This is a genomic window from Jeotgalicoccus sp. WY2 (assembly GCF_018437745.1).
GTDB lineage: Bacteria > Bacillota > Bacilli > Staphylococcales > Salinicoccaceae > Jeotgalicoccus > Jeotgalicoccus psychrophilus.
The window spans coordinates 365,542-378,143 of record NZ_CP049818.1 but is presented as its reverse complement, the minus strand read 5'-3'; the positions used below and the strand labels follow the sequence as shown (position 1 = coordinate 378,143).

The window sequence follows — 12,602 nt, the reverse complement described above, 5'->3', positions numbered from 1 at the left end:
ATTAAGAATAGAGTATGACGTTATGTAAGGGTCAACCGGTATTTTAATATTTTTATGGACTGAGTCTTTAATATGTACTATAACGTGACAAAATGAATAATTCTATACATTGATTTGACGCAGGGGCAGAGGAGTATGAAGCGTCCTGTTGGGGTATAAGTAAAAGCAAAGTGTAAATTATAGAATCTGTCATCGAACGTATAAAAATGAGACGGATAACTGGGGGATATATTATGAATGCAGCATTGATGAACCAGCTTAAAGCAGTCATTGCCAGTGAGCAATTTAAAGAAATCGTTAAAGAAACAAGTATGGTTGTCGGCAGGGAAGTCATGAAGAATGCTGGAGACAAGCTGAAAGCATATGCCCAGCAAAGATCAGAGAATATGGAAGACGGTATGAACAGTGATCAGTCATTTAACCGTGAGTTACGTCAATTTGATGATCTGGAAGAAGTATCTACAGAAGGACTGGATTTATTTAATAATACTTTTTCACAGCTGGAAGATCATTTTGACTTAGCTGATAACGCTCTGTATTCGAGCTTTAAAAAATATAAAGCATATCTTGAAGGCAATATGACCGATGAAGAGGAAACGACACTGATTAATAAACTGTATCTTTTAGCAGATGAACTGCTCGACAGCCGTGATCTTGACAAAAATATCGGTGAAGATAATTACAAGATGCTGCTTACTATGATGATTAAACATAGTATGAGTGTTTCACATGCAGTGTATGAACATGGGCAGAATAAACTCACTGAACTCCAGCTGAAAGAGAAGATGAAACAGCTGTATGAGAATTATATTATTGCCATCATGGACTTCGTCAAGCATAATCCGCTTGTCAGAGAACATGGACTGACTATTTTAATGCTGGCATTCGGACCGAAATCAGCGCTGATACAAGGTGTTGTCATTACAGTCGCAGTGACTGCACTGGACAAAGAAAAGCGTGAAGAGATGGTCGATGCTCTGAATACAGTGAAATCTAAATTACTTGTGAGAAACAGAGCATCAGAACGTAAAGAGACAAGCAAAAATAAGGAGTCGGATTATGAGAACTTTGAGTCCTAAAATTTCATTCAGAAACAATTTGATACATGACATACCAGGATTAATTAAATACAGAAATAAGTTGGAGCTGTATGAGAAATTTAAATCGGATGATTTGAAGATATGGGCAAGTAATCATTTAGCTGTTGAAGTTGTTAATAGTGATGACACGATTGAAGGGTATTATCAGTTTATAAGTATGCTGGATAACAGTGTGTCCTATACTTCGGAAAAAGAGGCATTTCAGCAATTGTTAAATACACTCTGGTCAGAGAGAAATGATGATTTTAAAACTGTTTTAAATCTTATAACAGAGATTACTTTGGATTATGAGTTATTCTTTGCCGAGCTTTCTGATGGTGAGAAATCAGCACTCATGAACAGCAGTCTGGATTTTTTCCTTGGCTTCTCCATTACTATCGATCACTACTCCGGTGAGATATCCGAGCAGTTTATTAGAAATATACTTGTATTTCTTAAAGACGGATACTGGGGAGACGATGATGTATCCAGTCTGGAGATACACCGTGCAGATGATTTCACACAGATTACAGAATTAAGGACTAAATTTATAATCACCAGCTGTAAAGGACCATTAACACTGGAGAATCTCACTCCGGCATATGAAGGTGCTGAAAGTGCACGTTCGTTTGTTGATATTTATAACAAAAGAAGTGAGCAGCAGGTGGTCAACAGAATTTATGCACCTGGCGCTAAAATAGATTTAAAAGACTCAAGTGCTTATGCAGAATATATAGAGGTGAAATATGATGAATAATAACAGAAGACTGGAATTTGAAGTGACCAAGTTTATTCAATCAAATATTCCCCTTATTTTCCTGCAGAGATTCAGTCTTGATGAAGTCGAAAAAACGATGAGAAGTTTTAAAACCAAAAGTCAGATCGAACATGTATTTTCTTTTAATATTACTCAGGGGTTTAGTGAACATCCGAGCGTTGAACTGAGCGACTATGATGTACTCCTCGGCGCATTAACTGAATTACTGAAGACAGACAAAGGTCAGATTGTTGTTATTCACGGTGCAGAATCATTATTCAATGGTAACCGGACCGATGAGTCTGACAAACTGAGTGAAATCCTGAGTGTTTTTGTACATAGAGTACAGACGAATAAATATTATAATACGACAATTATTTTAATGGCAGTCATTATGATATTCCACCTCAATTAAGACGGTGCAATGATTATTGAAAATCCGCTTCCGGATGAAAATGATATTACGATATTATTAAGGAATTTATCAGCACGAATAATCTGGAAGCATATACAGATGCCGGGAATATGGACCCAAACTTAATAGAGAGGATTAAAGGATTATCCTATTACGAAATAACGCAGGCGCTGTCGTTTATATTTTACGAATTTGGAATTAAAGTATTCAATAGTAAAATAGACAGCAGCATATCGAGAGAAATATACGATCAAAGAACAGATGCTTAAAAAATGGGGACATTATCCATTGTTGAAACTACAGAGAATGTTGACGATATTATCGGTCTGGATCATTTAAAAGCATATATTGAAGAACGGGCGGCATTTTCGAATATGAATCTGCTGACGACGAATGGTGTGGAATTACCGAAAGGTATACTTATTTTAGGTGAGCCTGGTACAGGTAAGAGTATGACAGCAAAAGCCGCTGCGAATGCTTTAGGATTAAAGCTTATTAAATTCGATATCAGTAAAATCATGGGGAAATACGTTGGTGACAGTGAAAAAAACATTATGGAAACATTGAAAATCATTGAGCATATGAGCCCCTGTGTACTGTGGATTGATGAAATAGAAAAAGCATTCTCCGGTGTCAATGATAATGACAACCAGGTATTAAGAAGAGTATTTGGTATACTGCTCAGCTGGATGAGTGATGATAACAAAGGCGCCTTTGTTGTCGGTACTGCAAATAACGTTGACGGTGTGCTGCCGCCTGAGTTTTTAAGAAAAGGACGGTTCGATGAAATCTTCTATGTAAGTAAACCTGGTAAAGAGGCAAGATTGCTACTGTTTCAGGATAAGCTTAATAAGCGGGCAATTCCGTTAAAGCTCCATGATGATGAATTGGAGCAGCTGGCCCGGGAATCAGCAGGATTTACCGGTGCAGATATAGAGTATATGTAACCGTACAGCCAGAAAGTTTCATTTATCCAAAACTGAAATCGGTACGAACAGGTATTCAGAGACAATCAGAGCACTGCTTCTTACAGAAGTACAATTTGTCCGGGATAAGAGAGAAGCAGAACTGACAGCTGAGACTTACAATGAACTGGACGCTTACTATAAAGAAATATACGGCGAAGAACTAAAGTATTTAAGTAATAATGAGCAAAGTAAAGATGCTCTGGAAAATAAAATATCAGCAGTGCTTGAAAGTAAAATCTCAGAAAAAATCGATCAGGATATTGAAAAAATGCTGAACAGAAAACGAAACCGCAGCAAATACAGGAATGCGGATGGTTAGAACGGAGGGTGTTTATGAGTGACGAAAACATTAGTAATATGCAAACATTCATCAATCAGGTCGCTGAATTTAAAGAATTAAATACTGCTGACCAAATCATTGCGGAACAAAACCTCCGTAATCTCATTGGAGAATTTAATCTGATTATAGATCGTGAGCTGACACAGTCAGATGATTTTCTGGAGAAGTTTTTCTTTGGGCTGTTCGGGATTGATCACATGGAAGTGCGTAATCTCTCTGAAGAAGTTAAACATAAAGACACACTTCATTTGCTTAATTACCGAAGCGGAATTAAGAGTACACAGTATTTAAATTATCGTAATTTTATACAGCCGGTTAATATCTGGTTATCAATTTTATGGCGCTCTTTAACAAAGAAGAAATCTATGCAGAACAGCCAGTTAATATAAATAATGAATCATCAGATAAAACATTAGTTTTACTTGCAGATTCATCACAAACACAAAATATTTATGACAACTATATACTTCCTGACTACGGAGAGAACGTATATGTTATTGTCGTCGATAAATTCAGCTTGCCAAGTGCTGTTAAAACAGTTAACAACCAAAGAAGCAGCGTTCTGATTCACGACTTTGACAGTTCATCTGTTGCACCGGTTATTGACTACGGAAGACTTATTGATAAATATGACTCATTTTATAAAATAATCAGTGAAGACATTAAAGAGAAATCAGCAAACACAAAAACGTTCAACGAACGGCTGACAGACTTTGAGAAGCATATATCACGAATTCGTGAGAAAAAAGAAATGCTGAAAAATCTGGCGGCAGAGAATAAACAGTCGATTGATCAGTTAATAAAGCTGCAGCTTTATGATGACTTAACAGTAGAAAAATTACTGGAACAGATTGAAACTCAAGGTGTTAAAATGAAGAAAAGGAACAGAAAGCATTTACGGAACATGTGCTGATGGAGAAAGTGGAAATCATCAATGCTGAAGTCCGTAGTAAAATAGAGTATTTCAACGAGAAAACAGACGAAGCGATTGAAAATATAGAGCATGAATTTATCAACGTATCCGGACTTAAGTTCGGTAATAACTCAAAAAACTGGTTTGTCACCGGACTCGCAGGACTCGGGTCATCGGGCGCACTCGCTTTATATATGTCCTCATTCGGAAAACTTGGAAGCACGGCACTGCTGACTAAAGCATCCGGAATACTCGCGAGCTTTGGAATGTTAAAAGCCGGTGCAGCTGCAGCCTTTTTAGCAAGTCCTTTAGGTCTGACACTCAGTGCTGCGATTGGTGCGGGTATGGTATTTAAATCCATCACAGGATGGAAAAAAGGACTGACCAAACATATAAGGAAAAACGCAGCGAAAAAAGTAATTCCGGATTTTAAAAACTACAACCACCAGTTATGGAGCGAAACAGAGGAAGCAGTTGTCGCCGGGTTTAATACAATGATCTCAGAAAGCCGTGAGCACTTTATCGAGCAGAACAAAGCACTGATAGATAAAGGCAGAATGGGTGAAATCGACGGGATTACGAGTGTGTAAATAAATGTCTGTTGTAATAACAATGATTTAAATTCGAGGAGATGATTGAATGAGACACAATAAGATGTCAGTCATCGTACGAACGAGCACTTATTTTATAAAATACGAAGTGCTTTAATGGAATAATAATGTCATTTTCATAAAGTACTTCTAATAAACAGGAGGAAATTAGAAATGAATCAGTTGAAAGTATATGAATTCAACCAGGTGAAAAGTCTGGTGACTGAATTAGTGAGATTATATAAAACAAACGATGTCAAAACGCTGCAGGCACACAAGGATTTTCTATTAAATGAAATTAAAAGTGTGTTTGATAATAAAGATATAGATGCCGGTGAATTTCTTAAGGATATCGATGATGTTAAACTGTCCAGGAAGCGGGCAGACCAGCTTCTGGAGAAATTGAGAGCAGTTGTGGAAGACTATGAAATGCCATCAAATCCGCAAGTGAGTAAACTCTTTAAAAAGGTGAAGAAACTAAAGGTACCTGATTTTGGCGAGATGGATAAAAAGTCGGTATGCTTCATCGCGTGGAATGACTTATCATCGAACCGTAAGTATTTTATATATAAAAATAGGGATAAGCAGTTTGACGGAATATACGGCGAATTATCATCGAACAAGATTAAGGATTCTGTAAGATCTGCAACCAAGAATCCAAAGTTTCTTTGTTTTTATGTAAATCAAAAACATCCGGCGACGGCACATATAAGAAAAAGGGCGATTATATTTGCAGCGACAGCGCAGTGTGTAATCAGCACCTGACGGATATTGAAGACTTATATGCTTTTGTTGAGAATGTGAAGTAGGGATTATATAAAATTAAGTCCTAATCTACTAGAGTAGGTTGGGGCTTCTTTGTATTCTAATTATAGAAGAGTTTTTTTAGTCTTGCTAAGATACTTGTAGTGTTGTTTTTAGTGAGATTTCTATTCGGTTATTCAGTTTCCTAAGAATAAAAAAGTAAGTAATTATAATAGTTTAATTGTTATAATTGATTGAAAATAAAGAATGTTTTTGAAGGTATTAAGTAATTATTTAAATCTTTTTATAAAGTAATTACTTTATTTATTATATGCGTAATCTTAGTAGAGAGGTGAATAATTAGTGAATCAATATTTAATTAATGAATTAAAAGAGAAATATAAAATAATAGAGTTGTTCCATTTATTGGAGCTGGATTTTCTATCCCGTTTAATCTACAATCCTGGGGAGATTTAGTTCATGAACTTAAAAAAGATTTTGTAGACTCAAGAATGTGGCCGGCAATTAATCATAGTTTAGAAAAAGGGGATTATCAAGAAGCAATTAAAGATATTAAAAAATTTGGTTTAATAAATGATCAACAAATACAAGAAAGAATCGCAGATAATTATTCCTTAGATAAAATTGATATAAGAAAAGTTGAAGATAATAATTATCAAGATTTATTAAAAGATAATTTTAAAGTATATGTAACAACAAACTATGATAAATTAATGGAAAAATAATCCCGAGTATTCATAGTTTTAATACTTTATTGGATTATACTTCTGACATACAGAGATTATTTCACAATGACAAAGAAAAATATCTTTTTCATATACACGGCTGTGTATCTAATCCTGATTCGATTGTAATTTCTCCGGAAAAGTATGACGAACTTTATAGTGATGAACAATTCGATAACAAAATGAAAACTTTTTCGAGTTCATATAGTTTTTTATTTCTTGGTTTTTCGTTCAGCGATACGTTTGTTAAAGAACTTTTGAAAAATCATAAGGAGTTTTTCAAGGGAACACATTATTTATTAACAGGTAATAATCAAATTGATCAGAATATGATAATAAAATTAAGAGATCAATATGGTATAAAAATAATTAAATATGACGTTAGTAATTCCACTCATGTAAAAGAGATTAGGAAGTTGCTCACTGAAATTACTGAGGAGAAACCGAATTTAATGTCTCCGTATAAAATTAATCCCGCTATTGGCTTGGAAGGATTGGAGAAAATTCAGACTCATGAAAATAATTTATTCTATCGAAAGCTAGAAATAGCAAATATTGGTGAAAAAATGATTAAGCTCAGTAGAATGTTCTATTTAGCTGCCGAAATATTCATCAGAAACTGTAAAAATTTAGGTTTACCCAAAGAATTTATTGACGGAATACTAGGAGAAATTTTTATGACATATCAAGAAAAATATATTGAGATATGATGATGAAAAGAGAACTAGTAAAGATTTATTGACAGAAATTCATAAAAATTTAGGAGAAATAGATTTAGAGAGATTAGTCAGAGATAATAAGCCAACAGCAAATGAATCAAAAGGTTTTATTCATATTCTAGCTGATGACGATCAAAAAGAAATCTGGTGGGGGGATGAAAGATGAATCAAAATAGGAAAAACTTTGTCCTTCCAACCGAGATAAATTTGCTATTTGATAATAAGAAGCTTGATATTTGAAATATCTTGGAATGCTTTATTTTTATCAGAAAGAGTATAGGAAAAAGAGATGAATATAGAAGATATACTAAAATGCTATGTATATATTCATTTTGGCAGCAATGAGAAAAACTTACCTGTGGTTTTTAAATTTTTAAGAGATAAACAGAATGTAAATGACATAATCTTATATTTATCTAACTTGAATTTAGTCACGGTACATGGAGATTTATTAAGCCAATCAAGTAAGCTAGCAATATCAATTACTAACGAAGGTATTTTAACAATTGAATCTTTAGAGTCTGAAAGTATTAACGTGTATTTGGAAAATATGTTTAATGATATTAGAGACTATCAAGAACGCTATGGTGATCAAAATACCCATTATTTCTTATTTGAGGGGAGAATTTAATTATGATTATAAACAAATTAATAGTTCAAGGGAAAACATACCAAAGAACATTGTTTTTTTCTAAAGATTTAAATGTGATTAGTGGTGAAACTACATCTGGTAAATCATTGGTACTATCTTTAATAGATTTTTGTCTTGGGAAAGATAGTTTATCATTAAAGGTTCAACCAGAGCTAAAAGAGTATGTTGATATAGTATTTTTACAGCTAGAAATCAATAGAGAAATATTCACTATTGCAAAAAATATTAATAAAAATACTTCTTCATCATTAATTTATTATTGTGAGTTTAATTCTATTAGTGAATATATGCCAGAAAAAATGAGAAAAAAAGAATTCCAAAAATTTTTAATGAATAAACTTGGAATAATGGAATTTAAAAAAACAAAAAACAACCACGTAGCAACGAATTGACTACTGAAACAATATCCTTTAGAGATCTGTTTAGATACAGTTATATAAATCAGCATGATCTCGGAACACATAATTTTTATCAAATAATATTCCTATGGTACGATATAAAAATCCAATTTCTTTCGATATGATATTTGATTTAATTGACTATTCTAATAATGAAATACAAACAGAAATAACAGAAGTGCAAAACCAAATATTGAATAAGAAGAATAAAATGAATAACCTTCTTGGCTATTTAGATCAGAGAGGTAATTCAAATTATAGCGAACTTATATCTGAAATTGAAAATTTTGATATACGAATAAATAAACTCATAAAAAGAAAAGAAGATTTAATTGAAATGCAGAATAGTGAGAAAGAGTTAGTTTCGAGTAATAGAGAATTTACATTATTGAATTCTGAACTTAATGAGTTAGATAGCAATATAGTTAATATTGAGGGAAGAAAAAAAGAAATTAATTTATCTATAGTAAGTAACGAATATCTTTTATCTGATTATCAATCAGAAATGAATGACATAAAAGCAACAGGAGAAATAAACTATAAACTTGTAATAGATAAACATATACTTACTTGTCCTCTATGTAACTCAGAAGTAGAAAATAAATTACACAATGAAAGAACTTCTAAAAGTACCACCACTAACTTTAATCGAATACTAAAAGCTATCGATAATAAAGTCAAGATGGTACATGAAGTTTTAGATTCAAGTAATACAGAATTGGAAGAATTAGAGATTGAGTTAAATAATAATCTTAGGAAAAAGGAAATTTTAGAGCTTGCGTTACAAGAGTTTTCGAAAGATATAAAAGTACCGTATCTCCCTCAAATTAATAGTATTAATATAAATATTAATACTTTGGAAAAAGACAGAGAAATTTTAGTGGAAAGTAAAAGGGTATTTAATAAAGTAAGTGAATTTAAAAAAATAATAGAGGATGACGAGTCTACATTAAATACTTTAAAACATAAGTTGAGCAATACAGAAGGAAAAAGAAAGGAAATTTAAAATATTTGATGAGCTTAATAAACTTATAAATGGAATATGAAAAAACTAAAATATTTAGATGTTTCAAATACATTTATTCATGAAGATAAATATATCCCATTTTATAGAGATGCGAGTGTTTACGAACATGAAAGTGGTGGATTGTTAGAATGTATGCAACTTTCTTTTTTAGATGCAATTATTTCAAGTGAATTTTCTAAGTATCATCCACAATTATTAATTCTTGATTCTATCAGTAAGTATTTTGGGACTAACAAGTATCATGATGATGTTGCAACACATACTTTGATAGAAGATCCAGAGGTGTATTTAAACATCTACTATATGCTTATAGATTTATCGAAAAAAGCTCAGATTAGTAGTAGAGAATACCCCACCAAAAGAAGTCGAAATGTTTGTTAAATATACATTTAGAAAAGGAGAAAATGGTTTTATCGATCTTAGTGAGAATGAGTTGTCTGTTCAGTAAGTGAATTTCATATCTTATCGAATAATACTATTATAAAGTTTAAGATGATATAATCAAAATACAAAAAGATAATCCATTGCAACACCTTACCTCCAATCTACTGGTCATAGATTGGAGGTTCATTTTATATTTTAAACTGTGAGATTATCTCAAACTGGAAATCAGCTTCACATTATGCTAAATTAAAGTTAACAAAAATAGTACACATGACTTCACCAAACCCCCAAGTGCTGGGAAGTGCTTACGGCGCTGCTAAGTTACCACTGCGTCGTTGCGTTTGATACCACCCAAATCGCACCGCTCGTTACCACCTAAATCGGATAATATATACGCACCTAATCCTCTGATAGAGGATTATGACTTACTTTTTCAATCTCATTAGTGCTATAAATGTTTTATGTCGCACAACAGCGGCATAAAATATTTATGGAGGTGGCAGTCAATGCCCAATTATTTAGAGATTGTCCGATTGAATGAATTATCATTCAGTCAAAGGAAAATCAGTGACATGGTCGGATCCGGTCGGCCCGTCATTAAACGCACCATCGATACCGCCAGTCAGCACAAACTAACCTACAAAGAATTAAGTGGCTGGGATGCCGACCGGCTCGATACATTGTTTGGACCCAGGCCATCCAAACCCACTCAACGAGACATGCATTACACCTTGCCGGATTACGCATCGTTATCCAAGTCGCTCGCCCAGCCGGGTGTGACAATGCAGTTATTATGGGAAGAGTATGTCGATATGTGCCGGCATACTGGTCAACCGTACTATCGTTTGACGCAATTTAAAAAGTATTTTAATGATTATCTGAGTCAGAAGTCATTTACGCATGTCATGAAACACAAAGCAGAACGTGTGGAAGTGGATTGGGCCGGCACAAAATACGCTGGATCGATCCAGATACCGGTGAAGTGATTTATGGGTACTTGTTTGTCGCTGTGTTGCCCTTCAGTGGATATGGATTTGCGATGGGCTGTCATGATATGAAGCAGCCCAGTTGGATTAATGCACATCTTCAGATGTTTGAATATTTTCAAGGGGTGCCGACCGTGCTGGTCCCCGATAATTTGAAAACAGGCGTAACGAAGCATACCCGAACGACGCTTAAAATAAATGAAACGTACGAATCGATGGCGAATCATTATCACACGATTATTTTACCGACTCGGGTACGCAAGCCAAAGGATAAGGCGACTGTTGAAAATACGGTCAAATCATTAACGACCCACATTATTGCACGCATGCGGAATTATCAATGCTTTGGCTTGGATGATTACAATGATTACTTAAGAAAAGAACTGAATCGTTTTAATCAAAAACCGTTTCAAAAGAAGCCAGGCTCTCGATTCTCTATGTTTAACGACATGGAGCGTACGGCCCTTCAATCTTTGCCAACTGTCCCATTTGAGTACTGTGAATATAAAACAGTGAAGGTTTATAATAATGCGCATATCAGTTATCAGAAGCACCATTACTCTGTGCCGTATCAATATATCGGTCAGCGTCTCAAACTTAAAATTTATGCGAAAAAGATCCAGGTATGGTATCAAGACCGCATGTTATGTGAGCATGAGACATTGAATAAACTGCCGGGCGGCTATACTACGGTCCTCGAGCACTTACCTAAAAATAGTGCGACACATGGCGAGTGGAATAGTCAACGCTATTTGAAGTGGGCGCGACATATTGGTCCCGACGTCCATTTAGTCGTTGAAAAGATGTTTTCGGATGGCCCGGAACAAACACACAAACGGGTCCACGCACTATTGAAATTGGCAGACACTCATTCAGATTCCGCCCTGAATGTTGCCTGCCATCATGCATTAGAACGTACATCTCATCCAGCTTATCGCTTAATCACGCAATTACTGAACACTGGCACGTCCCACTTAAAGTCTAGCACCCCGGAAAGTCCCGGAACAATCCTTTTTGAGAGGGGCTGATTATTATGAGCAATAATCAACAGCGCTTACAAATGATTATCAGTCAGTTACGTGAGATGCGACTGACAACAATGGCAGATCAGCTCCATAGTATGTATTTGTCAGAGCAGAATCATGCGTTGACGCCACTGGATTATTTAGAAGTAATCGTTAACGAAGAGTATCAAATCAGACAAGATAATCGCATTGAACGGTATCGAAAACAAGCCACTCTGTCACATAAAGAGGCACAGATTTCAGATATCCGCTATGAATCGACCAGAGGATTACGCAAAGAAAGTATTGAACAATTATCAACCAACAATTATATTCAACATCATCGAAATGTCATTGTTCAAGGGGCGACAGGTACAGGTAAAAGCTATTTAGCCAACGCTCTCGTCAATCATGCGATTGAATCTGGATTTACAGGTAAATATTATCGGATGACTGAATTATTGAATGATATTGATCTCGCTGAATTTCATGGCACGTTAGATAAATTGTTGAAGAAACTCATGAAAATAGATGTGCTGGTGATTGATGATTTTCTCTTAACGTCGACTAAAGAACAGGAGCAAAAGCATTTGATGGAAGTCTTTGAGTTAAGGAGTCGCGAGAAATCTTTAATTTTGTGTTCACAGATGTCTTCAGCAGAATGGCACAAAAAATTAGGTGGCGGTGCGATTGCGGACGCTATTTTAGATCGTGCATGTTCAAAATCCTATAAACTCATCTTAAGTGGTGAATCCTTACGTAAAATCGATGGTATCGATACGTCGATTTAAGTGGTAATGACAAACGCGATTTACGTGGTATCGTAAATCGCGTTTTTATGGTAACTTAGCAGCGCCGTATGCAGGGAAGAGCGCCTGGG

The 12,602-nt window shown here is 34.7% G+C and carries 16 protein-coding genes and 2 pseudogenes; all 18 read left to right on the top strand.

Features of this window, described 5'->3' with window-relative positions; translation table 11 throughout:
* The first annotated feature begins 233 nt into the window (after positions 1–233).
* Complete coding sequence (locus tag G4D76_RS02200) at positions 234–1,079, top strand: hypothetical protein (protein WP_213810417.1); 846 nt, start codon at positions 234–236, stop codon at positions 1,077–1,079.
* Positions 1,060–1,836, top strand: coding sequence for a hypothetical protein (locus G4D76_RS02195; RefSeq protein ID WP_026859778.1), 777 nt, complete (start codon positions 1,060–1,062; stop codon positions 1,834–1,836). The genes G4D76_RS02200 and G4D76_RS02195 overlap by 20 nt, the downstream gene beginning before the upstream one ends.
* A complete protein-coding gene (locus tag G4D76_RS02190; RefSeq protein WP_213810416.1) occupies positions 1,826–2,251 on the top strand; it encodes a hypothetical protein in 426 nt (141 codons plus the stop codon). The genes G4D76_RS02195 and G4D76_RS02190 overlap by 11 nt, the downstream gene beginning before the upstream one ends.
* A 110-nt stretch (positions 2,252–2,361) precedes the next feature.
* Positions 2,362–2,520, top strand: a complete 159-nt coding sequence (locus G4D76_RS02185; RefSeq protein ID WP_213810415.1) for a hypothetical protein — start codon at positions 2,362–2,364, stop codon at positions 2,518–2,520.
* A gap of 3 nt (positions 2,521–2,523) precedes the next feature.
* Positions 2,524–3,198 carry an ATP-binding protein gene (locus G4D76_RS02180; protein ID WP_213810414.1) on the top strand — a complete coding sequence of 225 codons (675 nt, stop codon included), beginning with the start codon at positions 2,524–2,526 and terminating at the stop codon, positions 3,196–3,198.
* 354 nt (positions 3,199–3,552) lie between these two features.
* Complete coding sequence (locus G4D76_RS02175) at positions 3,553–3,948, top strand: hypothetical protein (protein ID WP_213810413.1); 396 nt, start codon at positions 3,553–3,555, stop codon at positions 3,946–3,948.
* Positions 3,897–4,472: a hypothetical protein gene (locus G4D76_RS02170; RefSeq protein WP_213810412.1), complete on the top strand. Its 576-nt coding sequence runs from the start codon at positions 3,897–3,899 to the stop codon at positions 4,470–4,472. The genes G4D76_RS02175 and G4D76_RS02170 overlap by 52 nt, the downstream gene beginning before the upstream one ends.
* The gene (locus G4D76_RS02165; RefSeq protein ID WP_213810411.1) at positions 4,472–5,062 is read left to right on the top strand and encodes a hypothetical protein; all 591 of its coding nucleotides are present in this window, start codon (positions 4,472–4,474) and stop codon (positions 5,060–5,062) included. The genes G4D76_RS02170 and G4D76_RS02165 overlap by 1 nt, the downstream gene beginning before the upstream one ends.
* A 174-nt stretch (positions 5,063–5,236) precedes the next feature.
* Positions 5,237–5,871 (top strand): annotated as a pseudogene (locus G4D76_RS02160) (FusB/FusC family EF-G-binding protein).
* 447 nt (positions 5,872–6,318) lie between these two features.
* Positions 6,319–6,552, top strand: coding sequence for a hypothetical protein (locus tag G4D76_RS02155; RefSeq protein ID WP_213810410.1), 234 nt, complete (start codon positions 6,319–6,321; stop codon positions 6,550–6,552).
* A 29-nt stretch (positions 6,553–6,581) separates the two neighbouring features.
* Entirely contained in the window at positions 6,582–7,262 is a 681-nt protein-coding gene (locus G4D76_RS02150; protein WP_213810409.1) for an SIR2 family NAD-dependent protein deacylase, read from the top strand.
* A complete protein-coding gene (locus G4D76_RS02145) occupies positions 7,252–7,437 on the top strand; it encodes a hypothetical protein (RefSeq protein ID WP_213810408.1) in 186 nt (61 codons plus the stop codon). The genes G4D76_RS02150 and G4D76_RS02145 overlap by 11 nt, the downstream gene beginning before the upstream one ends.
* 123 nt (positions 7,438–7,560) lie before the next feature.
* Entirely contained in the window at positions 7,561–7,902 is a 342-nt protein-coding gene (locus G4D76_RS02140) for a hypothetical protein (protein WP_213810407.1), read from the top strand.
* Between the two features lie 2 nt (positions 7,903–7,904).
* Positions 7,905–8,315: an AAA family ATPase gene (locus G4D76_RS02135; RefSeq protein WP_213810406.1), complete on the top strand. Its 411-nt coding sequence runs from the start codon at positions 7,905–7,907 to the stop codon at positions 8,313–8,315.
* A gap of 127 nt (positions 8,316–8,442) precedes the next feature.
* On the top strand, positions 8,443–9,327 hold the full coding sequence (locus G4D76_RS02130; RefSeq protein ID WP_213810405.1) for a coiled-coil domain-containing protein: 885 nt from the start codon (positions 8,443–8,445) through the stop codon (positions 9,325–9,327).
* A gap of 36 nt (positions 9,328–9,363) precedes the next feature.
* Positions 9,364–9,729: a hypothetical protein gene (locus G4D76_RS02125; protein ID WP_213810404.1), complete on the top strand. Its 366-nt coding sequence runs from the start codon at positions 9,364–9,366 to the stop codon at positions 9,727–9,729.
* A gap of 509 nt (positions 9,730–10,238) precedes the next feature.
* Positions 10,239–11,762: pseudogene (gene istA / locus G4D76_RS02115) on the top strand (IS21 family transposase).
* Positions 11,752–12,513 carry an ATP-binding protein gene (locus G4D76_RS02110; protein ID WP_213809565.1) on the top strand — a complete coding sequence of 254 codons (762 nt, stop codon included), beginning with the start codon at positions 11,752–11,754 and terminating at the stop codon, positions 12,511–12,513. Before istA ends, G4D76_RS02110 begins: the two are co-directional and overlap by 11 nt.
* Positions 12,514–12,602: the final 89 nt, after the last annotated feature.